This window comes from Ferdinandcohnia sp. GQ5 (assembly GCF_059759275.1).
Genome location: NZ_JCAXEW010000005.1, coordinates 142735 through 165653 on the forward strand (window position 1 = coordinate 142735; position 22919 = coordinate 165653).

Below are 22919 nucleotides of genomic sequence, written 5' to 3' on the forward strand. Positions count from 1 at the left end.
TAATATAACTAAGTAAAGAAGAGAAAGAGTGAGAGGGAAATGGTTTTATATATACTACCAGGTTGTTGTAAATGCCAGGAAGTTATCACGCTATTTAACAAGTTAGAGCTAAATGTGAATGTTATCAATATCTTTGATTCGATGAATGCAGATCAGACCTTAATATTGGATAATGGATTACCAGTTTTAAAGGAAAATAACGAGTGGCTTGATTATGAAATGATTATGAAACGGTATAACAAGGAGTGAAGATATGGATAAACTTAGACTTCTTTCACAAATAAATTTACTAGATGAGTTACCGGAAGAGGAATTAAAGAAAATAGGCGGAGTGATGGTAACAGCTCCTATTAAAAAAGGTACAATTATATTAAGTCCGACTCAACAAATACGGTCACTATTTTTCTTGAAAAAAGGACAGGTTCGTTTATATAAGATATCTTCAACTGGAAAGGAATTCACAGTTGATCTTTTAAGTCAAGGTAATGTCTTTGGAGAAACTTCTAGTTTTTCCTTAACAGAATCTGACATATATGCAGAAACGATGGTTGACTCCTTTATTTGTACACTAACAAAGGAGCGTTTTGAAGAGTTTCTTCGTCAAAATCCTGATATTTCGTTAAAACTTATCACCATATTGACTTCGAAGTTAAAAGAAATGTACCAAATAACAGAAAGTATTGCTTATCAAGATGTTAAATATCGAATTCTCTTACTTTTTATGCAGTTAAGTAACCGTTTTGGTGTAAGAAGTGGAGAATGGCAAACTGTTGAGGTCAAAATTACTCAGCATGATATCGCAAGTATGATTGGGTCATCAAGAGAAACCGTTAGTTTATTATTAGGAGAATTAGAAAGGGAACAAGTCATTACAAGAAAGCCGTTAAAAATAAATACAGCATTGGTTAAGGAACTGTATGGTGTAGAAGAGGCATAATCGATCCCCACTTTCATATTATGTTCATAAAGAAAGAGGCTAGTATATAAACCAGCTTCAAAGTGAGAGAAAGGTGAATTTGAGGGCTCTCAAATTCACCTTTCTTTCTCTATTTTGGCGTGTAAATTCTTTAATTATCTCGCGTTTCGTTTTTTTCTATACGACATCAACGTATCGCACAAAATATTACAAATTGATGGGTTACTGGTGAGACTATTCCAATATAAAAAATAACTTTTATAAGTCACTAGTCGTAATCGCATTATTTGGAACGGGTACTGAGGGTGATTTGTCTATTATTTCAAATTATCGGTTGCCAAAATTGTTGGTGCCTTCCAGTTATTATGGGCCTTGCTGTTTCAGTAAAAGCGCTTAACGCTATCTCTTGTATATACATAATCCGTACTTGTATTCAACATACAAAAGGATAATATTTAGGAAAATTCATCTTCATTTTGTCTTTCTTTCCTTTACAATTATTAAAACTTATCCAAGATATTTATAGACGAAAAAAGCACAGTTAATTCCTGTAATAGAACTTTCTGATAGTGATTCCCCGAATGATACAAGTCTCCTATTTCTCCATAAACCTTTCCTATTTTCTCTTGATAATCAGGAGCTATCTTGTCAGGATTAGAATCTTTAAATCTATCCATTACGGCTTGAATATAAGCAGGACGGGCTCCCCATCTACCCAAAACATTACCGTCTTTATCTAGTATGACAGCAATCGGTGATTACGTACCCCATCAGTCAAAAAAAGGTCCATAGTTTCCAAGTGTTCTTCCATTAATAATACTTTAGTAGGAATATTGCAATGTTCCATTACCCTGAAAAGAACCGGGACATTCCAAATAACGTCTGGGCACCAATCGGTACAAAGTATTAAGCAATGAAGTCCTTTGGGATTACGAAAATTATTAAAAAACAAGTCATCCGTTAGATTCTCCCATGAGAAATTTTCATAGTTGTACAAAAATTGATTCCGCGTATCTAAGATTTTACTTCGCTCCATTACTCGATTTAGCATACTGTCAATAAACTGTTGAGGAGTTATTCCAAGCCCAAATTTATGTTTTAGATTTATTGATTTGTTCATCTTTAGCTTCGCCCTTTCAAAAAAAATAACATTTAACACACAAATAATAGAACTAAACTGACCATTTATAAATGGTCAGTTTAGTTCTATTTAAATAGTCAGTTTCGCATAATGATTACTGTGTAAGAAGAAATGGAATCCAAGCTTTCTTTAATAATTTTATCCCTTTTTCCATGTCCTCCTCACTCATACTAGCGAACCCTAAATACAATCTTGGTAGAGGATCAGTCTTTATGTTCATCCACATGTCTTTATAGTCATAGACGGTTATTCCCTCTTTAGCAGCTGATGATATTAGGGTGTCTATGGATTGATTCTTGTTAACCGTGATTTGTATATGAAGGCCGGCATTTTGACCAGTAATTTTTAAGTGATTATGAAAATTTTCCTGAATTAGTTCAATTAATTTATGGTGTTTTTTACGATATAATTTACGTACCTTACGGATATGCCGATACCAATGTCCTTGTTCTATGAAAGAAATCATTGCCCACTGGGTGACTCGTGAAGGGGCTGATGTGAATTGATAGGAAATTTCCTTCAATTTTGTCAATAACCCATGGGGTAGTACCATGTAATTCATTCGTAAAGATGGTGATAATACTTTGGAGAAAGTGCCAATATATATCACTCTGTCATATTCGTCTAAACTTTGTAGAGAAGGGATAGGATTACCAATATATTTGAACTCCCCGTCATAATCATCTTCGATAATAAATGCATTATTATTCATTGCCCACTTTAACAAATGTTCTCTTTCGGAAAATGGCATAATACATCCTGTGGGAAACTGGTGTGATGGAGTGATATAGGCAAGATTTGCGGAGCTACCTTCTATTTCGTCAACTAAAATCCCTTTTTCCTGTACTTGGATAGGTAATACTTCGAAGCCATTCAAGATAAATTGTTGACGTACCAGGTTATATCCTGGTTCTTCGAATGCTATTCGGGAATTATCATTAAACAGATGGCAAAGTATTCGGATACTATCTGCCATGCCACTGCCAATAATAATTTGTTCGGTTGTACAGTGAACGCCTCTCGCATTAAATAAGTAGTCTGCTAGTAATGTGCGAAGTTTAGATTCTCCCTGAAGATCACCATATTTCCCAATATCCATCGAAAAATTTTCAAGAGCCTCTTTCAACATCTTATTCCAGGTTCGAAAAGGAAAACAATATGGTTTAAAGCAGAAGGATTAAAATCAATTATGGGCTTTGATTCCATAGGTGGATAGTTAGTTTCTTGTTCTGGAGACAGTTCATATTGTTTGGTAGGCTATACAGATTGTTGTTTTATTGCATAAAAACCGGAACGTGGTTTGCTAATTACGTGTCCTTCAGCGATTAACATTTGAAACGCTGTTTCAATCGGTGTTTTACTGATATTTAGTTGCGATTGTAATGATCTTATAGATGGCAGGCGCATACCATTAGTTATTTCACCTTTTCGAATAGCGTCTCGAATGTGCCGATAGAGGGTAAGATAAACAGGTGTATTTTGTGCATCTTTAATTAATATTTCAAACATCTATTATCACTCCAGAATAAATTTTATTAAAATTATTGATTCTACTCATATAAAAATATCCTTTTTTAATTAGATTACCTTATTTTATTTAATTATCAGAATGAAGAAGCTTGAGTCTAAGTGAATACAATATAAAGTATTGTTTACATAATTGTGAATTTGTAATGAAGCTACAATGTTTTGACGGTAAAGCAATCGTTGGTGAAACAAAGCCACAATGAAACACCAGGAAATTGAAAATGACCTCTACTGATAGTTCCTTTTTCAGCTTGTTAAATGAATTGGTTTAAAAGGATAATACACATTTTTGTATAGTCTTCATTTTCAGCGATTTTTCTTGCTTACCCTTTATATCCCTTTTTCGAGAGTAATATTATATTCTTATGACTATTAAGTCGATGAGGATTAATTATTGCTCTTTCATAATCTATGAATTGATAGGTTATCTCTTATCTATACTCCATATTTGAATTTGAAATTATTTAACGTAATACAATTGCAAAATTGAGATATAAACATCTCCGAAATACCTTTTTTAGAGCTTTTATCTTCTAATATGTCTAAAAATAATGAGATTATATCATCCAAAAGTATTTCATAGCGTTTTTTATTTTTGTTCTGCCACAAATGGAGCTATCTTTAAAAAGCTTAGAACTCAATCATAAACAAGTATGCAAGCAACAATATCAAGTACGTTCACTTTAATAAAACCCATAAAAATAAAAAAATGGGAAAAGCTAAGAAAAGGTACTTACAATCAATAGGATATTCCAATATATTTCATGCATTAGATTCATCCTTTCTATTAAATCCATCTTATTCATTCTAAACATTCTTCAAAGTATTGGAAAGTTAATCGATAACCCTTATTTAGCAAACATTTCTTAAATAAATCTACCTATTTTTCTACATTTATAATATTCTGTATTCCAATAAAAGCCAGTCCTATCTTTGCATAAACTTAATGGAAAAAAATAATAATACAATTCGTAAGTTATCAAATAAAAGAAAGAGGGATCCGAATATGACAGTTATAAATGATGTTAAGACAACTCTAGCAGGACTGAAAAGTGCACAGGCAAGCCTTGAAACCTTTGCACTTGGTACAGATAATAAACAAGCAAAGAAACTTTACCAAGATGCTGCAAAACAAACCCAGGTAGTTGTAGACAGCATTGAACCGCGTGTTCAACAAATCGAGCAAGAGGAACCTCAATATAAACAACAATAATTAGATAAGCCAAAGGGTTGGTTGGATGCAAACCAACCTTTTGGCTTCCGATAATGGATAAAGCATGAGGTGATTTCATGAAGGACATAAAAACTAAACTGAAAATTTCTTTTTTATTAGTAACAGCTATCGGATTAAGCTCAGGGTGTGCCGGAAATCATAATCAGCATGCCAATGACAATGATAAATCGAATATCGTAATGGTACATACAAGCAAGCCAATTGATCAATCTATTGCTAACCAAGTAAAAGAAAGGGTAATAAAAAGAGAAGAGATTTCGAGTGCAAAGGCTGTAAATACAGATAAGGAGCTATTATTAGCAATAAGGGTCGATAATTTTGACAGATTTCGATTAAAAGAGATTGAAAAGAAAGTTAAATCAGATTTAGAAAAAAAATATACAGATTATAAAATACTCGTATCTACTGATTCAAAAATATATTTGGAATTGGAAGAATTAGAAAAAAAGTTACATAAAGATAAAACAAAAATGAAAGCTTTAAAAAAAGAATTTGACAAAATCAAAAGCCTTATGAAGGAAAAAGCATAATGAAGGAAGGGTAGGAGACATGTCAAATAATCAAAAGAAAAAATTGACCCCTGTTCAACAGGAGTACCAAGCATTTCAAGATGAACGTGAAGTGAAGCGTCCCATCCTCCAAAATTGTATAAAGGCTTTTTGTGTCGGAGGTGTTTTTTGTCTAATTGGTCAGGCAATCCAAACGTTTTTTATTTATAATTTTGATTTTACTGAGCAAACTGCCGGAAATCCAACAGTAGCTGTTATGATCTTCCTTTCTATGCTCTTAACGGGTTTTGGTGTCTATGATCGGATTGCCCAATTTGGTGGTGCAGGATCGGCAGTTCCTGTTACTGGATTTGGAAATGCGGTAATTTCAGCAGCGATTGAACATCGTACAGAGGGATTTGTACTAGGTGTAGGTGGAAATATGTTTAAATTAGCAGGTTCAGTTATTCTCTTTGGTGTATTTTCAGCCTTTATTATCGCTACCATTAAGACAATTCTTATTACGTGGGGAGGATTGTAATGCTGACTGGTCATCGGACTTGGATTTTCGAACAAAAACCTGTCATTCTTTCATCTGGAACTGTCGTCGGGCCATTTGAAGGGAAAGGGAGCATTCCACAAGATTTTGACTTGATTCATGGTGAGATTTGGCTAAATCAAGATTCGTTTGAAAAAGCACATCAGGTTTTGCTAGAAGAAGCATGTCAAAAAGCAATTGAAAAAGCCAATTTACAAAAAGAACAGATTCAGTTTTTTCTTGGTGGTGACCTTGTTAATCAAATCACCCCAACGAGCTTTGCGACTAGAACACTAGGAAGTCCATACCTAGGATTGTTTGGCGCTTGCTCAACTTCAATGGAAGGGTTAGCGTTATCGGCCTTTATTGTCAATTATAACGGAGCGAAATACATATTGACTGGCGCTTCTAGTCATAATGCAGCCGTTGAAAAGCAATTTCGTTATCCAACCGAGTACGGTGGACAAAAACCACCAACAGCACAATGGACGGTTACAGGTGCAGGTGTGGCTTTAATTAGTTCTTCAGGATCAGGTCCCCGTATAACATCGGCAACCATCGGTAGAATTATAGATATGGGGTTGACAGACCCATTTAATATGGGTGGTGCAATGGCTCCTGCTGCTGTTGATACAATAGAGGCACATTTAAAAGAACGAAAAGTTGACCCATCATATTATGATTTAATTGTGACAGGGGATCTTGGTCATATAGGTCGAGAGGTTTCACTAGATTTATTTAAAAAACATGGTACTCCAATTAAGGATGACCATTTTAAGGATTGTGGCCTCATCATTTATCGAGAAGGGCAGCCTGTACTTGCAGGTGCCAGTGGTGCTGGTTGTTCTGCTACAGTCGTATACGGACATATCTTAAATCGAATGAAAAGAGGAGAATTAAATCGGGTCTTGGTTGTTGCAACGGGTGCTTTACTTTCTCCGCTTACGTTTCAGCAAAACGAATCAATTCCGTGTATTGCTCATGCGGTGTCAATTGAAAATGGAGGTGAAGAACAACTATGATATTTTTTTGGGCGTTTGTTATTGGTGGCCTTATTTGTGTAATTGGTCAAATAATGTTTGATGTGTTTAAACTAACACCAGCTCATACATTATGCACATTTGTAGTAATTGGAGCACTTTTGGATGGGTTTGGTTTATATGAACCGTTTATTGATTTTGCTGGTGCCGGAGCGACTGTCCCGATTACAAGTTTTGGAAATTCCCTTGTGCATGGTGCAATGGCTGAAGGCGAACAACATGGACTTGTCGGAGTAGTAACTGGAATGTTTGAAGTTACAAGTGCTGGTATATCTGCTGCCATCATTTTCGGGATGATCGGCGCAATATTTTTCAAGCCAAAGGGATAAAGGAGAATATGTAAGATGACTGTTGGATCTCAAGTGAAACAATGTTTATCAAGTATAAAAAGTATTGAAGCTCAGCTTTCAAGCTTGGCTTTACGAACACAAGACAAACAAGCGAAACGAACTTTTCATGAAACAATGATGATCATGGATGAAATTAAAGATGATTTAAAAAAACGAGTCGGTGAAATAGAACGAGAGGAAGAACAATATAAAGGTTTTTAATTTAATAGTAAGGAGTTACTATCATGCCAGATTGGTTAGGTATTGCTGGAAGATCGTTGGTTTTACTAATTGTGTTATTCTTATTAACCAAGTGGTTGGGAAAAAAGCAAATATCCCAGCTGTCATTTTTCGAATATATTAATGGAATCACAATAGGCAGTATTGCTGCAGAGGTGGCTACAGGGTTGGATAAAAAAATCAGCCATGGTTTAATAGGCATGGGCGTCTGGTTTGCCGTTCCATTTATCGTAGGTATTGTTTCTTTAAAGAGTAAAATCGTAAGGGACTTTGCTGAGGGAAAAGGAACTGTTTTTATAAAGGATGGCAAGATAATGGAGGATAACTTAAAAAAAGAAAAATACACGATTGATGAATTATTAGCAAAACTACGGAATAAGGATGTATTTCAGGTAGCTGATGTTGAGTTCGCAGTATTAGAGACTGATGGAAGCCTTAGTGTATTATTAAAAAAGGAAAATCAACCTATAACTGCGAAAGTCCTCAATCTTGCTGTAGCCCCGATTAAAGAATCGCAAACGGTTATTATGGACGGGGAAATCATGCATGAACCATTATCTTCATCTGGACACAGTCAGAATTGGCTTGAAACGGAACTAGATAAGATTGGAGTCAGCATTGAAAATGTATTCCTAGGACAAGTGGATACTTATGGACAACTGACAGTCGATCTATACGATGATAAGATCAGTGTGCCGTCCCCACAGGAAAAACCATTACTTCTTGCTACTTTAAAAAAATGTCAGGCAGATTTAGAATTATTTTGTTTATCTACTGAGTCAGAAGAGGCAAAGCAGACATATAGCAAAAATAGCGAAAAACTACAAATGGCGATTGATAAATTGACTCCCTTCTTAAAGAGCTAGAAGAATACTCTCCATAATAATCAAGTGTGCACTTTTGAATAAAATAATTATTGGGTATATTAGGCATCAAATATAAAATGAAATTTAGACTGACATCTGTATTTTAGATAATAAAACATCCTCTAGGCTCCCATATACCCTATTATTGGAATGTGGTAGCCTAATTGTTTTTGATATATTCAATTGATACAAAGTGGGCAGTCTACAAACCAAGAAATTATGAAAAATAACACATTTAAATAATAAACGAAAAAAATCTGGTGATTATATAGAAGGAACAAATTTTAATGAGATATATAAGGAGAGAAACTAATGCCTCAACAAAATTATAATCAAACGAAAATCGATGCAGGATTTGAGACTTTATTTGAAGGAATACAGAGTGCGAGGTCAAAAAAAGAGATGGAAAACTATGATCAATATTTTAAAACTCCTATTATACATAGAGAAATACACGGGGATAAAATACATGTGCCTTTAAATCTGGACAGGATTTGGAACAAAATAAATTAATCTGTAACAATGAACATGGTGAGCATGACAAATAGGACAAGTACATTCTGGAATTTTGAGAGATTTCTTGCTGACTTTATGTCTTCAATCAGAACATGCCTGACTAGATGGGAACCATTTATCTAATTTGATAATTTCACGTCCATACTATTCAGCTTTGTCTTGTAATTTTATTAAGACTGATTATAACAGTCGGTCAACTAACATAGCTGGAGCTAAGTTAGTTGACCGAACGGAATTCATCACCCACCTATATAGGATGGACGACTTCTGCCTAATTACGTTAAAACAATCTTTAACTTTTATTCAGCTTAAATTCGGTCATGAAAAATACCCCGTATAGTTATTTAGTGCCTAACATTTACGGTGCAGTACAGTCGTAGGTTAGTGTCTCGGGACGATTTTTTTTAATAGAGGAAAAGAATTAAATCTCCTTTCATGATGGATAGTTTATTAGCATAATAAATTACTATACTACCTTGTTCAATTGGGTAAAGTTTGATCATACCGCCGTATCAAATGATGAATGAGCTGATATATGCTAGCATACTGTCCAATCCTACTTCAAGGGGGAGTGTATCTTTTCGAACCTGTGTAAGAAGAAGTCCTCCTTGAAGTGTGGTCAGCAACGCAAGAGCAAGCTCGTCTGGGTTTGCTTTGGTGCTTAGTTCACCACGTTCCTGCATCATGCGTAGCCCTTTTCGAATAAAGTTCTCCCACTTCATAAATGCTGCTTCAAGTTCGAAACGCGCATCCGGCTCAACGTCTGACAACTCACTGGCAAGCGAGCCAATCGGACATCCACCCCGACATTGCTTTTTAATTTGAAGTTGAACAATTGCATCGCGCCAAGTTTTTAAAGCTTCTATACTGTCAAGTTGAACAAATGATTCTTGGGTACTAAGGACTTTCTCAGTCTGATAAATAATTACCGCTATTACCAGCTCTCTCTTATCCTTAAAATAATGGTATAGTTGGGACGCACTGACTTGAGCCTCTTTTTGCACATCCTCTACGCTTGTACCTGAAACGCCTTTCTCAAACATCAGTTTGGCTGCAGTAGAAACGATTCGAGAGCGAGTCTCTTCACCCTTTTTCGTTAGCCGATGATTTGATTTCCTAGTTTCATTTAGTTTTCTCATATAATAAGTATAGCAAAAAAATAGGTTTTACAAACCAAAAAATTTTATTAAATGGTATTGAAACAAAAGATTGGGACTCTTAAAAAGGAAATAGACGAGAAAAAATTCCGAAATCGTATCTTTTAATGAATTCTAAGTTAAGTAATTAATAACTGGGGGTCTTGTAATCTATGAATGAATTCTATTCAATTTTATTTGAGTGACAAATTTTGTAGGAATCATTGGTGAAGGTCCCGACTTGCGAGAATAGAAGTATCAGTAAACGTGGAGCGAGAGAATGGAATTGATAGTATGGAAACTACAACCCTTGATACAGGAACACTAACTTCATATAAAATACAGTATTTTTGGGTTTACTAGCCAAAAAGATATCTATTTTGACTAAGGAATCTCTGCTACAGTAGGTAAAACTTCTTGGGAAAAGAGGATCCGCATGATACGAGTGGCACATGAACTCAGCTAACGGGGTCGAACCCTTGCCAATGGTGGGCTTTCTTTTCAACAAAATGGAGTTGACACTCCAAAAAAATATTGATATGATCATTCTGTTAAAATGGAGTGTTTATTCCAAAAAAATGATAAAACAATGTCGATAACATAGTCATTGGTTTAAAATGCAATGCGATTTTTGCTACGCTTCAGGCGGAAGTGATAGTAAACTATTGAATTCGGTTTCAAGGAAGGGGAAGAAACTAAGAAGTTTACTATGTTGAACCCGTACGGTCAAGTGCCTATGTATGTAGAGCTTGAGAAGAGTTTAGTTGTCTTAAAGACGTCTGATGTCCAAAAGTTTATTGCTTAATTGATAGTTATTACTCTTCCAAGTCCATATAATTCTGTGTCCCAGTACGATAGAGGAATTAAACCTTTCAGGATTTGTTATTAAGGCACACGGAAACCAGGGCTAAGTATGGTATAAAACCGGAGGAAATCATTGATAATGTGAAGGAGCTTTGAAAAAATGCATAATTTGGATTCGACAATAGCAGTTTAACTAATGTCTTCATATTAAGAATACCTTTATTTCACTTATATATTAATTGCCTTAGGAGGAATATTTGTGAATAGATTTAGTTTAGGAGATAAAGTTCCTAACTTTGAACTTCCCTCTACGTCCGGTTACCATTATGATTTCGAATCTTTTCGTGATGATAATAAAGGCTGGCACTTTGTCATCTATTTTAGAGGTTCTTGGTGTCCTGTATGTGTGGAAGATCTAATAGAAATAGAGAAAAACAAAGGTTATTTTGAAGATAAAAGGGTGTATTTTACAGTTGTTTCTACAGATAATCTTGATAATTTGAACCAATTAGTCAAAAAACATAATCTTACATTCCCAGTTCTGTTTGATGAGGATTTAAACGTATTAAAAGCTTATGATGTCTTTTACCATAATGATAATAATCTCTATGAGGACCATGGGGCACACGGCGAACCCGCATACTTCTTAACAGATGAAGAGGGCGTCCTGCTTTATCAACAAAAGCAAACAAGCCCATTTGGTCGACCATCGACAACAGAGCTCCGAAAAATAGTTCAATGGATCAAAAAGAAACTTAAAGCTTAACAATAGGATGAATATGAAGGAAGGGACTTTATGGAAATTCTTGTTATGGGTGGTACAAGATTTTTTGGTCGTCGCTTAGTCGAGTTATTACTTGAGGATGGGCATGAGGTAACCATTGCTACTCGTGGCCAAACTTCAGATGATTTTGGGGAAAAGGTAAAAAGGATTAAAATTGATCGTACAGAACGGAGTACAATGAAAGAAGCCTTTGCAGACCTGTACTATGATGTAGTTTATGACCAAATTTGTTTTAATTCGAGAGAAGCCCAAATCGCTATTGAAGCGTTTGGAAACCGGATAAAACGTTATGTCTTTACTTCGAGTATGGCAGTCTATGGTCATAAAGATAGTGAAATAACAGAAAGCGATTTCATACCGGAAGACTACAAAGTTAATCTGGATACTGACGATTATGCATATGATGAAGGAAAACGTCAGGCTGAGGCATATTTGTTTCAAAATGCTCCATTTCCGGTGGTAGCTGTTCGTGTAGCGATGGTGGTGTCGGGGAACGACGACTATACGGGGCGATTCGATTTCTATGTTGAACATGTGGCAAATAGGAAATCAATTGGTGTTTTTGAATCAGAACACGCTATTACATATGTGACAGCATGGGATATTGCGGACTTCCTCAGGGTGATGGGTGTGAAGTCAGATTATAAGGGTCCGATTAATGCTGGAAACAGCGGATACCTTAGTATCCAGGAGCTTAGTCGTGAAATTGGTAAAATGTTGGGTATCTCTCCTGAGTTTCATGTCGGTCGCCCCGGTCGTGACGTAGCAACTTTGTCGCCTTATGCCATGTTTCCATATACCTGGAAAATATCAAATGCAAAAGCAAGTTCGTTTGGATACGAATTTCCAGATATTCGAAAGGTAATTCCATTGATGGTTGAACAAAGTGTCGAAAGGCTTGGGATCAAACTATAGGGCTATATCATCATCATTTTCATAGTATTGTGCCGTAGGTAATGTCCTCATGTTTGATTTGAAGGAAGATACGTATCCTAATTTTCCTGTGGCCATTCTTCACCAAGCGCATAAACCAAGATATAATGAGTTTGTTTCCAGGGAATAGCATTAATTAATGTGAGACAGAAGAACTTTAATGACTGCCAGGATTGTTAGAGGTAAACTGGCTGCTGATCCAGTCATTACAATCCATAATACATTTTAAAAAAACTCTAATACAATTAAGGGGATAGAATCACTAAAATTCATCATTCATTTATTTTTTCAAAAAGCCGTTATTTGTTTCCATTATTATAAGTGAATATAAGGACGATTTATTCCTGAAGTGTGTATTAGCATTTTTTCGGACCCGTCCAGTGACTACTACCCATGAGAACACCGTACGATCCACTTTAAATTCAATTTTTTCAATATTTAATCTATAATACTAACCAAATTAATTGAAATCCATGTGAGTAGCTTAGCAGTAACGATTTTCAATAGTAAAGCGGTTTTGCTTAAAATACTTGATAAATGAAAAGCAAGAGCTGGAGATTACGAAAAATACATACCTAATGCTTGAATAAATTAAATTTATCACCTAATTGAGGTAGTGTCAGAATCACTGGCACTACCTCATATTAGTGAACTATACGGCAGCAGAGTAGGAGGCGAAACAGGTTCCAAGACGATAATGATGAAATTAGATAACGGAATTTTATAGTCAAGGTATTTGTATCTGGGTTTAAAAAACAAGTGTTAACAATGATATATCAATAAATAGATTGAGGAGAGAAGAAACTAAAAAGCTGATTTCGGTTGGTATCAAGAGCGTTGTAAGACGTTTCGGAGGTTTTCTGGATTTAAATTGGCTGGACAATTGATCTCGACGGTAGTTTTTTATCTGAGTAAAAATAAGGAGCGACATAACGAAAGAAATAGTGGAAAGAAATGGGAAAAGTTTTACGCTAATTGATTTGAGTGATAAGTTGAAAAATAGTACATCAGAATTCGAGCCTAATTCCCATAAAATCAAGTACTCCTCTCATAAACAAGCGATAAGTACTACCAAGAGGTTTCTAGGGCTTAAGGAGGAGTATTGGCCAAAAGGAGAGGGATGGGCGGTAGAAGAAGTTACGCTTTCGACACACAGTGGAACTCATATTGATGCTCCTTACCATTATGGATCGACTATGGAAAGTGGAAAACCAGCACGAACTATTGATGAGGTACCACTTTCTTGGTGTTATGGAGATGGTGTTGTGCTGTGTATGACTCATAAGCAACCTGGGGATGCCATTACGATTGATGATTTACAAGCTGAACTTAGCCGAATTGAATATACACTTAAACCCTTTGATATTGTACTGATCCGCACGGATGCTTCGAAATATTTTAAGAATAAAGGATATGATTTCCAGCATCCGGGTTTGATACGATCTTCGACTGAATGGTTAGTGAATCATGGAATAAAATTGATAGGAATTGATGCTTGGGGAATAGATAGACCCTTTAACGTATTAGCAAAAGAAGCATTGGAGGGGAAAACTCAGTTTTGGGAGGCTCACCTATATGGACGAGAAAAAGAATATTTACAGATTGAAAAACTAACCAACTTGGATCAACTACCCAAACCATACGGCTTTAAGGTATCGGCGTTTCCAGTTAACATCGAAAAGGCAAGTGCTGGTTGGGCTCGGGTTGTAGCTATACTGGAAGAGTAAAATAGATTTATGGATGCAGATTTTCCTCTTTTTATCAGGTCTTATTGAGAATTGCTTTATTTAATCAAACTTTTATTAAAATGTGAGTTTTGCTTCTATTTTAATAATTCTAAAATTCTAATATAAAAAGTTTTACAAAATTTAGAGTAAGGGTGGATTACTTTTCTTTTTGGGATGGATTAGTGGTTAAGCAAGGAAAGTCAAAATATCGTAAACACATGGTTAAATGGGGAATGAGGGTAAATGAATGAGAAATAGACCAAGGATTTCATTTGAGGAATTAGTTTCTCAAAATAAAAAACAAATACTAAATGATAACAAAGAGCTAGAACGGATTGATGAGAAACTAGAGAAAAAAATTGCAGGAGAAGGGGAGGAAACAAATGAAAATAACAAGTAGTGTTTGGCTAACTCCTGAAGACTTGAAAAAAATGTCACGTAAAATAATTAAGAACTTGATCTTTTAATCAATATTTGAAGTATATGAGGACTCTTCAAAATAATGATGATTGATGAAATTCAAGAAAAGGGGTCGAGCACAATGAAATGACCTCTGGGAAGTAGACGGTAATGAAAAAGCTCAATAATGCAACCTGGGTCCTGTATTTAAATCGACTCAGGTTTTTTAATTTCTTCTGGAAACGTTGCTGATTATAAACACGAATTATATTGTGGAAGTGCCGGCTTTCAATTGTGATTTTTTTAGTAGGTTGTCATATTAGCGGGATGTATATTGGGGACCCTGATTGCTATGCGGGAGAATCCTTTTACATTCTGTTTTTCGCTTTTTAATGGTAGCTGTTTACGAGTTAATTATCATTTTCTACGGCTAACATGATAGGCGATATTGTATAAGTCTTTATAGGACGCTGTTACCATAAGATCGCTTAAGTTTTTCTTGGCATTCAATAAATTTTCCTTAATCTTTTCTTCTAGCTATTTTTCAATAGGTGACTCTTGGCGTTTTAACCAATTTGTATATAAAACAAGCAAAATATATATATCTTTGTTTATAAAAACATCTTTAATGTAAGCCTTCTAACATTTTTATGTTTCAAGTTAGTTTATATTCTGAAGTAAGATAACAATTCATAGAGGCTTTCAAAGTTGCTTAAATGAAAAAGGAGATGAATAAGATGACTAATGAAAAAATCTTTGATGTGATTATTATAGGAGCAGGACCAGCTGGTATGACAGCAGCGGTTTATGCATCTCGTGCCAACCTTTCAACTTTAATGATTGAAAGGGGATTACCTGGTGGACAAATGGTAAATACAGAAGAGATTGAAAATTATCCTGGATTTGATCGTATTTTCGGTTCTGAGCTTTCTACCAAGATGTTTGAGCATGCGAAGAAATTTGGCGCTGAATATGCATACGGGGATATTAAAGGCATTGTAGATGGTGTAGAATATAAAACGGTCAAAACTACTTTAAAGGAATATAAAGCTCGCGCAGTGATCATTACAACTGGCGCTGAGCATAAAAAGCTGGGGGTACCTGGCGAAAAGGAGCTAGCCGGACGTGGTGTATCTTATTGTGCAATTTGTGATGGAGCCTTTTTTAAAGACAAGGAACTGGTTGTAGTGGGGGGAGGAGACTCTGCTGTTGAAGAGAGTGTGTACTTAACTCGTTTTGCAAATAAAGTGACAATTGTTCATCGACGTGATGAATTCAGAGCACAGAATATTCTACAACAACGTGCGTTTGATAATGAAAAAATTGAGGTTATGTTTAATACAGCCGTAAAAACCATTAATGAACAAAATGGGAAAGTAGGGTCAGTGACGCTTGTATCGACGGTAAATGGTGCTGAAAAAGAGTTTACTATTCACGGTGTCTTTGTCTATGTCGGAATGGTTCCATTAACAGCACCATTTAGGGAACTCGGAATCACGAATTCAATGGGCTACATTGAGACAAATGAACGTATGGAAACAAAGGTAGACGGTATCTTCGCTGCAGGGGATGTTCGTGAAAAAACAATACGTCAAATTGTAACCGCAACTGGTGATGGTAGCATTGCTGCACAAAATGCCCAGCATTATGTAGAAGAACTCATGGAAAAATTAAAAGCTAAATAAGAAACGAACATCTCTTCGAATCAGAAGAGATGTTTTTATTATTTATAAGATTTTACCACCGTTGTGGAGGAAACATTGTTAACGGTAATCGACACAAAGCGGACATCCATATCAACAATCAATTCGCTCAGTTCTATTAGGTATATAGAGTTGGAAATGCAATTCACTATATTTGTGCTCACTCTATCTGCACACCACAATACTTTCATTAATTCCTCGTGATTCGGCTGATTTATTCGAGATTCTGTCATATTTATTGATAAATCTTTTTCTACCCCAAAATTCTGTTTGCTTCCAGTTATATTTCGTAGTTCTGTTCTTTTGCACTGACATGGGTATATCACAGAATGACTATAACCACCTTCTTTATACTCATTCTTATCTCTATTTTAGTTCTAAAAAAATTCTGGCTTATCTAAATAGGACTTTATTTATGGTACAGGTAAATTAGGAAAATATTTGATTGCTTTTTAGAAAGCTATATACCACAGATGCATACTTTAGGGTAATGACCTCAAAGAGATCCCCTTGAGGACCTGCTATCTAAGATAAAATATTATTGATTGATAACTTATAGGTGCTTGGATGTTTAATTAACGATTAACGTGTCAATAAAATCTGCATCTTTCATCTATATACATTGATCTCCCGTTTACACAATTTCAATTAAAAAATGGATAACTGTAAGCTACCTTACAGTTATCCGGAGTTTTTACAATTATAATCGAGCTATCATCTATATTGGAGGTTATAAAACAATTAGCAAGGTAAATTTATCCGAATAGATGGAAGTGGCCAAACAACAGTTTAAGGATAATTCACAATGGAAGCGTAGTTTAAGATCACTGAATTGATAGAGGACCTTCAGAAAAAGAGGATCGGTTCCGGAACGCAACCAAACACTTGGCCATGGCGGATTATCTTCTTCAGAAGATGGAGTTAACACTTCAAAAAAATATATCGAGGTGAAATGACGTTATTAAAAGAGGGGTTGATTCAAAGAAAGAAATGTTTTTAACCATAGTACCTGAGGGTGTACAAGGGAAAATCTTTGTACCTCTTAAGATAAATAGTAGTACGATATCGATGATTTACAAAGGAGCAATAAACTTCAAATTCTCATTGACGCATTAACTTGGTTAAAGAGTGCCTCTGGTATGGAGAGAACTTATCTCCTAGTAAGAAGACAAGTGTCGAAAATACTTTGCAGACTCAAATCATTCTAAAATGATGGTTTAAATTAAAGGCATTAATAAACTGCTGGAAGGAATCATGTTATTTTTTCACTTTTTTCTAATCTAACACAAAAGAGAATAAGCACATTGATTCAGGTAATCATATAAGATGGATAATCTTCTTCAAAAAATGGAGCGGACAATCCAAAAAATATTAAGGTTAATTTAAATGGAATGGCCAATACAAAGATCTGGAAATTGAAACGAGATAATAAAAGAGAAATTCATTTAGGAAGAGGAAATGTTTGTCACAAACGTTCCTTAAGATATTCTAATGTGATTTTTGTACAACTTAAGGAAAAATAGCAGATGATATCGAATTTGGTTTTTAAATAATGTCAATAAGATCTGATTTCAAATCAATTATTTATTGAATAAATAAACTTTTAGGAGGAAATGCAATTGTCACAAAGAATTGATTATTACAATGTAGCATCAGACGCATTTAACATTATTGGGAAAATGGATAAGTATACGGCAACTACAGGTATAGACCGTAAACTCCGTGAACTTATTAGACTTCGTGCTTCTCAAATTAACGGCTGTCCACTTTGTATGTATATGCACACTACAGATGTTCTGAAGATGGGTGAAACAGAAGAGAGAGTATATTGTATAAGTGCTTGGGAAGAATGTGAATTCTACACAGAAGCAGAGAAAGTAGCACTAGAGTTGACAGAGCACATAACGTTAATCCCGACAAAACGTGTGCCAGATGAGCTTTATCAACGAGTTCGTAAACACTATGATGAAAAACAGTATGTCAATCTTGTTTTAATAATTAATCAAATTAACACTTGGAATAGAATTGCTATTGCAATGGGGCAAACAGCAATTGAAAAATAATAACTCTCAGAGAGCCTCTTCATAGTATTTGTTTCTGATATTCTTAATGCATTTTTTCAATTTGCAGAGTCTGACGAAAGAATTCAAAAACTAAAGAAAAACAGGTTCAAGATGCACGGTATTCAACATTTTAAAAGACAAAAATTTACTATACTGGAGGTTCGTTTATGTCAACTAATGATGAATTAGCTACGTTTGCTGGTGGATGTTTTTGGTGTATGGTTCAACCCTTCGATGAGTTACCAGGCATTATAAAAGTAGTTTCAGGCTATACAGGTGGGCATAAAGAGAACCCAACCTATGATGAAGTATGCTCAAACACAACGGGTCATTATGAGGCAGTTCAAATTACGTTCGACCCGGCCGTTTTTCCGTATGAGAAGCTGTTAGAACTTTTTTGGCAGCAAATTGACCCTACCGATGCTCATGGTCAGTTCGGAGATCGAGGAGAATCCTATAAAACGGTGATTTTTTATCATACAGAGGAGCAAAAACGCCTTGCCGAAGAATCTAAACAGAAATTAGAAGAAAGCAAAAGGTTTTCCAAACCTATCGTGACGGAAGTCAAAGAGGCATCTGTGTTTTATCCAGCAGAAGAATACCATCAGAATTATTATAAAAAAAATTCTTTTCATTATAATCTTTACAAAGAAGGATCAGGACGAGCGGGATTTATCCGGGAAAACTGGAAGAAACTTCATGGAGAAAACATAAAGAAGCTTACTCCTATGCAGCACCGTGTGACACAAGAGAACGGTACGGAACCACCCTTCCAAAATGAATTCTGGGATAATAAGGAAGAAGGAATTTATGTAGATATCGTTTCTGGAAAACCTTTGTTTAGTTCATTGGACAAATTTGACTCTGGATGTGGATGGCCGAGCTTCACAAAGCCCATCAAGCATCAAGAAGTTCTCGAAAAACTAGATACGTCCCATGGGATGAGACGTATTGAGGTCAGAAGTGCTACGGCAGATTCTCATTTAGGACACGTATTTGATGATGGACCAACCGATAAAGGTGGGTCTCGATATTGTATCAACTCTGCGGCCCTCAAATTTATTCCCAAAGATAAACTGCAGGAAGAAGGGTACGGGGAATATCTTAGTTTGTTCCGATAGAAATTAGAGGGGTTCTAAAAAATCCCTAAAATAGTAAAGCAGTGAGAGAAAAAATATATGTTTTCCTCTCGCTGCTTTTTTATTGGAGTTTGATTGTTGAAAGTGATTATGCGGATGCCTTCTACCTTCAATAGATAGTGTGCTAATGTACAATCTCAAACTCGCCCCCTCTCAGAGAAACTCTGCGGTACGACCGTTTACATGAGATATGATCTAATGCACTTTCTATCTCAAATTCACGCTGAAAATAGATAATTGCCTTCTCCTCACATTCAAGGCTGTTTCTCTACCTTCGCCTTCACTTTCAATTTTTCAAAATGGTTTCTCAGTGAACCTGGTTACCACCATTTGCGTTTGTATATCGTTGTTTTAATGGGCAATTTGTACAATATTCGCATTTATATATTTTTAACTTTGTTCATAACCCGCTTTTTGTTAGCGTTTAGGTTATGCCGCCAAATTAATACGTCATTTTATTTGTTATAATCTGCTTTGCGTTACAATACGTTTTACCCTAGCTACTGAAATAATAAAACCATACAAAAAATAATAAACTAGAAATATCTGGCTGATCTCATAAAACGAACGAGGCAGAGAAGTTCAGATATAGTTATGATTATGAATGGATAATCGAAGGAATGTTTCCATAGGATCAAAATACTCTCTAAATACCTATATAAGAAATTTAGAGAGTATTTTTATATGCTACTTTTCGAAAAAAATTTCCGAGTATCTTCACGTATTTGTTTGGGCAAGACACGATTAAGTTCTTCATTTAACCATGAAAGAGTTTTACTACGTAATTCATCACGCATTTTTTCTTCCGCAGAGAGCATAACTAAATTGATGGTACAAAAAGAGGGAGCTGAACAGCAGCCTTCTCTGTACAAATAACCATTTTCTTTAATATTTTTACATTGAAAAATGGGCTTAGGACCTTCAACTGCTTCAACTACATCCCAAAAGGAAATATCTTCAGGGGACTTAGATAACCTATATCCTCCCTTTACACCAGGGACAGAACTTACAATTCTTGCCTTAGATAACTTACTAAAAACCTTTGATAGAAATGTCTCAGAAAGTCCTTGGAACTCTGCCAAGTCCTTTATTCCAACACTTTCATTGGATGGAACATCAATTAAATAAACCAAACAATGTAAAGCATATTCGACTCCAACACTATATTGCATATAAATTCACCTACTTTGGATTAAGGAATATAAATTGTATCTTAGGAGGATTTAGAGTACTAGTCAAATAAATGAAACCTCCTTGGTAAAGTTTGTTCAATTGACAAAAATAATTATAGTGTTTATTATGGACTATGTTAATCGACGATTAATTTAGTCTTGAATTATTCTCTGTTTAAGAGGGCTAGTAATAATCAAAATAATAGAGGTGGAACAATGAACATTTTACAGCTTATGGCTCATCCTGATTACAATAATCAAGAAAGAGCAGCAAACCGTTTAGCAGATGTTGGTTTAAAAACTTTACAAAAAAAATTAAAGGGTCAAGGAACAATTGAAGTATTAAATATTTATGATCCAAATAATTTTATCCCGCAAATTACTGCGGATACTTTAAATGTTACGAATCCTAAAGAAATGTCTGCTGAACGATTAAAGAGTCATGAAACACAATATAAATTAATTAAGCAATGGAAATCAGCCGATTATATTTATATTTACATGCCGTTGCATAATTGGAACGTGCCTGCAAAGTTTAAAGACTATCTGGATAATATTCTAACCGCAGGAGAAACATTCAAATATACTGAAACTGGTTCAATTGGGTTAATGTCAGATGAAACTACCAAGGTCACTTTTATCCTCACGAGTGGAAGTGAATATGATACGAATTACCGATATGTAAATTTGGATATTGCGCCACAATATATGCGCGGAGTACTGCACATGATGGGAATTAACCAAATGAAATTAATACGTGCCCAAGGCTTAGACATGTCTACAAACGACAAAGAAGAAATAATGAAAGCGGCTGAAAAAGAATTAGTAGGTAATATTAACTCACAATCTTTCTAAACTAGAAAAATCAGCGATCTTTTGAATGAAAGGGATAGGTATAAAATGCAGAGTAAACTAAACATTTTTAAGGAGGTAATTATAAATGGAACAACGAATCGATTATTACAATGTAGCACCAGAAGCACTTAAAATCATGATGGAAATGGAGAAATATACGAAAACAACAAGTATAGACCGTAAACTTCGTGAACTTATAAAAATTCGGGCTTCTCAAATAAATGGTTGTGCATTCTGTATTAACATGCACACGGCAGATGCTAGAAAAATGGGAGAAACAGAACAACGAATATATTGTATTAGTGCCTGGAGAGAGTGTACATTTTATTCAGACGCAGAAAAAGTAGCACTCGAGTTGTCAGAATACGTGACACTAATCCCAACAAAACGTGTGCCAGATGAGATTTATCAACGAGTACGTGAACATTTTGATGAAAAACAATATGTTGACCTTATTCTAATAATTAATCAAATCAACAGTTGGAATAGAACTTCTATTGCAATGGGGAATACAGCAACTGAAAAATAGCAACTCTCAATGAACAATTTATAGTGCTTGTTTCCGATTTTAGAAAAAAGTATCCTGATGAAAATGTTTTAGATTTTTTAACATATTTACCTAACGAAGGAGTACCGTCAACATATTGGAAACTTTGTGAGTTTAGACATTTTATAGAAATTAAACCCCTTTTTTTTCGCTGAGCAGGATATCAGGGGTTTAATATAGCCTTTTTTGTTTGCAAATTTTATTATTTCTTAATAATGTCCTTAAGTTGGAACTCGCTTTAGAAGAAAAGTTGCTTTACCATCCCATACGTGTCGTAACATTTGTTTGGATTTTTGCAATATGATGTCTGCCATGCCACTCATAACGTTGTGCTTCGTAATATGATAAGTTTACTAGCATTCAACCATATTATGTACTGATTGATGAACTGACCAATCGTCTAGACGATATTGAGAAAGTAGTTGTTCTTCATTTAGGTTTTGAATACATTTCGAGGACCGTTGGACAGTTCTGAAATTTCTTTAATCTAAATTTTTTGTTGTTCAAGATTCGGTATGTATAGCTTCAAATACACCTATTGGAAAACGAAGATTATCATATATACTTTGAAGATGAAAGACACCTATTATTAAACATAAATCAATTGATACCATCTAAAAAATATTATATACTTTTATTACGTTTAATTTTGGATTGTTCATTCCAAAAAAATTGATGTTTATTCAGAGTAAAAATTCTTTTGTTTATAAAAATGTATTTTTATATTTATAGATTGTAAGAAATGAAGTATTTAAATCAAATCAACTAATTCTACCTCCAGGGAACCATAGAGGTGCTGGATCTAATTTTGGAATATAAAAA

Annotated in this window: 24 protein-coding genes; 19 read left to right on the forward strand and 5 right to left on the reverse strand. The window is 34.9% G+C overall.

The genetic code is table 11. The features are described from left to right. Positions 1 to 39 precede the first annotated feature (39 nt). Both AC6CHV_RS08125 and AC6CHV_RS08130 read left to right on the forward strand, forming a co-directional pair. The gene (locus AC6CHV_RS08125; protein ID WP_498078643.1) at positions 40 to 249 is read left to right on the forward strand and encodes a hypothetical protein; all 210 of its coding nucleotides are present in this window, start codon (positions 40 to 42) and stop codon (positions 247 to 249) included. A gap of 4 nt (positions 250 to 253) precedes the next feature. Then, positions 254 to 937 (forward strand): cyclic nucleotide-binding domain-containing protein, encoded by a 684-nt coding sequence (locus AC6CHV_RS08130; protein ID WP_498078644.1) that lies wholly within the window; start codon positions 254 to 256, stop codon positions 935 to 937. A 715-nt stretch (positions 938 to 1652) separates the two neighbouring features. Here the strand turns inward: AC6CHV_RS08130 and AC6CHV_RS08135 are convergent. The 3 genes from AC6CHV_RS08135 to AC6CHV_RS08145 form a co-directional block, all read right to left on the reverse strand. Then, positions 1653 to 2036, reverse strand: a complete 384-nt coding sequence (locus tag AC6CHV_RS08135) for a thioredoxin family protein (RefSeq protein WP_498078645.1) — start codon at positions 2034 to 2036, stop codon at positions 1653 to 1655. Positions 2037 to 2151: 115 nt separating this feature from the next. Further along, a complete protein-coding gene (gene pdxR, locus AC6CHV_RS08140) occupies positions 2152 to 3183 on the reverse strand; it encodes a MocR-like pyridoxine biosynthesis transcription factor PdxR (RefSeq protein ID WP_498078646.1) in 1032 nt (343 codons plus the stop codon). Positions 3184 to 3314: 131 nt separating this feature from the next. After that, positions 3315 to 3566, reverse strand: coding sequence for a GntR family transcriptional regulator (locus AC6CHV_RS08145; protein ID WP_498078647.1), 252 nt, complete (start codon positions 3564 to 3566; stop codon positions 3315 to 3317). A gap of 1024 nt (positions 3567 to 4590) precedes the next feature. On the opposite strand from AC6CHV_RS08145, the gene AC6CHV_RS08150 reads away from it, so the two are divergent. From AC6CHV_RS08150 to AC6CHV_RS08185, 8 genes are all read left to right on the forward strand, one after another. Next, positions 4591 to 4797, forward strand: coding sequence for a DUF1657 domain-containing protein (locus tag AC6CHV_RS08150; RefSeq protein WP_498078648.1), 207 nt, complete (start codon positions 4591 to 4593; stop codon positions 4795 to 4797). A gap of 77 nt (positions 4798 to 4874) precedes the next feature. Beyond that, positions 4875 to 5348 (forward strand): YhcN/YlaJ family sporulation lipoprotein, encoded by a 474-nt coding sequence (locus tag AC6CHV_RS08155; RefSeq protein ID WP_498078649.1) that lies wholly within the window; start codon positions 4875 to 4877, stop codon positions 5346 to 5348. A 19-nt stretch (positions 5349 to 5367) separates the two neighbouring features. After that, positions 5368 to 5847, forward strand: a complete 480-nt coding sequence (spoVAC, locus tag AC6CHV_RS08160) for a stage V sporulation protein AC (RefSeq protein ID WP_498078650.1) — start codon at positions 5368 to 5370, stop codon at positions 5845 to 5847. Beyond that, positions 5847 to 6866: a stage V sporulation protein AD gene (gene spoVAD / locus AC6CHV_RS08165; protein WP_498078651.1), complete on the forward strand. Its 1020-nt coding sequence runs from the start codon at positions 5847 to 5849 to the stop codon at positions 6864 to 6866. Before spoVAC ends, spoVAD begins: the two co-directional genes overlap by 1 nt. Then, positions 6863 to 7213, forward strand: a complete 351-nt coding sequence (gene spoVAE, locus AC6CHV_RS08170) for a stage V sporulation protein AE (RefSeq protein WP_498078652.1) — start codon at positions 6863 to 6865, stop codon at positions 7211 to 7213. Before spoVAD ends, spoVAE begins: the two co-directional genes overlap by 4 nt. 15 nt (positions 7214 to 7228) lie before the next feature. Continuing rightward, the gene (locus AC6CHV_RS08175) at positions 7229 to 7435 is read left to right on the forward strand and encodes a DUF1657 domain-containing protein (RefSeq protein ID WP_498078653.1); all 207 of its coding nucleotides are present in this window, start codon (positions 7229 to 7231) and stop codon (positions 7433 to 7435) included. A gap of 23 nt (positions 7436 to 7458) precedes the next feature. Beyond that, positions 7459 to 8319, forward strand: coding sequence for a YetF domain-containing protein (locus AC6CHV_RS08180; protein ID WP_498078654.1), 861 nt, complete (start codon positions 7459 to 7461; stop codon positions 8317 to 8319). A 312-nt stretch (positions 8320 to 8631) separates the two neighbouring features. Further along, positions 8632 to 8832, forward strand: a complete 201-nt coding sequence (locus AC6CHV_RS08185) for a hypothetical protein (RefSeq protein WP_498078655.1) — start codon at positions 8632 to 8634, stop codon at positions 8830 to 8832. A 515-nt stretch (positions 8833 to 9347) separates the two neighbouring features. Here AC6CHV_RS08185 and AC6CHV_RS08190 read toward each other — a convergent pair. After that, positions 9348 to 9974 carry a TetR family transcriptional regulator C-terminal domain-containing protein gene (locus AC6CHV_RS08190; RefSeq protein ID WP_498078656.1) on the reverse strand — a complete coding sequence of 209 codons (627 nt, stop codon included), beginning with the start codon at positions 9972 to 9974 and terminating at the stop codon, positions 9348 to 9350. A gap of 1060 nt (positions 9975 to 11034) precedes the next feature. Here AC6CHV_RS08190 and AC6CHV_RS08195 point away from each other — a divergent pair. The 7 genes from AC6CHV_RS08195 (at position 11035) to msrA (ending at position 19505) form a co-directional block, all read left to right on the forward strand. After that, positions 11035 to 11541, forward strand: coding sequence for a redoxin domain-containing protein (locus AC6CHV_RS08195; protein WP_498078657.1), 507 nt, complete (start codon positions 11035 to 11037; stop codon positions 11539 to 11541). Positions 11542 to 11571: 30 nt separating this feature from the next. Beyond that, positions 11572 to 12474 (forward strand): NAD-dependent epimerase/dehydratase family protein, encoded by a 903-nt coding sequence (locus tag AC6CHV_RS08200; RefSeq protein ID WP_498078658.1) that lies wholly within the window; start codon positions 11572 to 11574, stop codon positions 12472 to 12474. 962 nt (positions 12475 to 13436) lie between these two features. Continuing rightward, positions 13437 to 14219, forward strand: a complete 783-nt coding sequence (locus tag AC6CHV_RS08205; RefSeq protein WP_498078659.1) for a cyclase family protein — start codon at positions 13437 to 13439, stop codon at positions 14217 to 14219. A 247-nt stretch (positions 14220 to 14466) separates the two neighbouring features. Next, the gene (locus AC6CHV_RS08210) at positions 14467 to 14619 is read left to right on the forward strand and encodes an FbpB family small basic protein (protein ID WP_498078660.1); all 153 of its coding nucleotides are present in this window, start codon (positions 14467 to 14469) and stop codon (positions 14617 to 14619) included. 727 nt (positions 14620 to 15346) lie between these two features. Further along, positions 15347 to 16303 (forward strand): thioredoxin-disulfide reductase, encoded by a 957-nt coding sequence (trxB, locus tag AC6CHV_RS08215; RefSeq protein WP_498078661.1) that lies wholly within the window; start codon positions 15347 to 15349, stop codon positions 16301 to 16303. A 1637-nt stretch (positions 16304 to 17940) separates the two neighbouring features. Then, positions 17941 to 18384, forward strand: coding sequence for a carboxymuconolactone decarboxylase family protein (locus AC6CHV_RS08220; RefSeq protein ID WP_498078662.1), 444 nt, complete (start codon positions 17941 to 17943; stop codon positions 18382 to 18384). A gap of 167 nt (positions 18385 to 18551) precedes the next feature. Beyond that, on the forward strand, positions 18552 to 19505 hold the full coding sequence (gene msrA / locus AC6CHV_RS08225) for a peptide-methionine (S)-S-oxide reductase MsrA (protein ID WP_498078663.1): 954 nt from the start codon (positions 18552 to 18554) through the stop codon (positions 19503 to 19505). A 698-nt stretch (positions 19506 to 20203) separates the two neighbouring features. Here msrA and AC6CHV_RS08230 read toward each other — a convergent pair. Next, positions 20204 to 20695 carry an Rrf2 family transcriptional regulator gene (locus tag AC6CHV_RS08230; RefSeq protein ID WP_498078664.1) on the reverse strand — a complete coding sequence of 164 codons (492 nt, stop codon included), beginning with the start codon at positions 20693 to 20695 and terminating at the stop codon, positions 20204 to 20206. Positions 20696 to 20911: 216 nt separating this feature from the next. On the opposite strand from AC6CHV_RS08230, the gene AC6CHV_RS08235 reads away from it, so the two are divergent. Continuing rightward, a complete protein-coding gene (locus AC6CHV_RS08235; protein WP_498078665.1) occupies positions 20912 to 21550 on the forward strand; it encodes an NAD(P)H-dependent oxidoreductase in 639 nt (212 codons plus the stop codon). Between the two features lie 85 nt (positions 21551 to 21635). Continuing rightward, positions 21636 to 22079, forward strand: coding sequence for a carboxymuconolactone decarboxylase family protein (locus AC6CHV_RS08240; RefSeq protein ID WP_498078666.1), 444 nt, complete (start codon positions 21636 to 21638; stop codon positions 22077 to 22079). Positions 22080 to 22919 lie beyond the last annotated feature (840 nt).

Excerpts from the sequence above, each read along its gene's own strand:
- AC6CHV_RS08125 (WP_498078643.1), top strand. The coding sequence starts at position 40 with ATGGTTTTATATATACTACCAGGTTGTTGTAAATGCCAGGAAGTTATC.
- AC6CHV_RS08130 (WP_498078644.1), top strand. The coding sequence starts at position 254 with ATGGATAAACTTAGACTTCTTTCACAAATAAATTTACTAGATGAGTTA.
- AC6CHV_RS08135 (WP_498078645.1), bottom strand. The coding sequence starts at position 2,036 with ATGAACAAATCAATAAATCTAAAACATAAATTTGGGCTTGGAATAACT.
- AC6CHV_RS08145 (WP_498078647.1), bottom strand. The coding sequence starts at position 3,566 with ATGTTTGAAATATTAATTAAAGATGCACAAAATACACCTGTTTATCTT.
- AC6CHV_RS08150 (WP_498078648.1), top strand. The coding sequence starts at position 4,591 with ATGACAGTTATAAATGATGTTAAGACAACTCTAGCAGGACTGAAAAGT.
- AC6CHV_RS08155 (WP_498078649.1), top strand. The coding sequence starts at position 4,875 with ATGAAGGACATAAAAACTAAACTGAAAATTTCTTTTTTATTAGTAACA.
- spoVAC (WP_498078650.1), top strand. The coding sequence starts at position 5,368 with ATGTCAAATAATCAAAAGAAAAAATTGACCCCTGTTCAACAGGAGTAC.
- spoVAD (WP_498078651.1), top strand. The coding sequence starts at position 5,847 with ATGCTGACTGGTCATCGGACTTGGATTTTCGAACAAAAACCTGTCATT.
- spoVAE (WP_498078652.1), top strand. The coding sequence starts at position 6,863 with ATGATATTTTTTTGGGCGTTTGTTATTGGTGGCCTTATTTGTGTAATT.
- AC6CHV_RS08175 (WP_498078653.1), top strand. The coding sequence starts at position 7,229 with ATGACTGTTGGATCTCAAGTGAAACAATGTTTATCAAGTATAAAAAGT.
- AC6CHV_RS08180 (WP_498078654.1), top strand. The coding sequence starts at position 7,459 with ATGCCAGATTGGTTAGGTATTGCTGGAAGATCGTTGGTTTTACTAATT.
- AC6CHV_RS08185 (WP_498078655.1), top strand. The coding sequence starts at position 8,632 with ATGCCTCAACAAAATTATAATCAAACGAAAATCGATGCAGGATTTGAG.
- AC6CHV_RS08190 (WP_498078656.1), bottom strand. The coding sequence starts at position 9,974 with ATGAGAAAACTAAATGAAACTAGGAAATCAAATCATCGGCTAACGAAA.
- AC6CHV_RS08200 (WP_498078658.1), top strand. The coding sequence starts at position 11,572 with ATGGAAATTCTTGTTATGGGTGGTACAAGATTTTTTGGTCGTCGCTTA.
- AC6CHV_RS08210 (WP_498078660.1), top strand. The coding sequence starts at position 14,467 with ATGAGAAATAGACCAAGGATTTCATTTGAGGAATTAGTTTCTCAAAAT.
- trxB (WP_498078661.1), top strand. The coding sequence starts at position 15,347 with ATGAATAAGATGACTAATGAAAAAATCTTTGATGTGATTATTATAGGA.
- msrA (WP_498078663.1), top strand. The coding sequence starts at position 18,552 with ATGTCAACTAATGATGAATTAGCTACGTTTGCTGGTGGATGTTTTTGG.
- AC6CHV_RS08230 (WP_498078664.1), bottom strand. The coding sequence starts at position 20,695 with ATGCAATATAGTGTTGGAGTCGAATATGCTTTACATTGTTTGGTTTAT.
- AC6CHV_RS08235 (WP_498078665.1), top strand. The coding sequence starts at position 20,912 with ATGAACATTTTACAGCTTATGGCTCATCCTGATTACAATAATCAAGAA.
- AC6CHV_RS08240 (WP_498078666.1), top strand. The coding sequence starts at position 21,636 with ATGGAACAACGAATCGATTATTACAATGTAGCACCAGAAGCACTTAAA.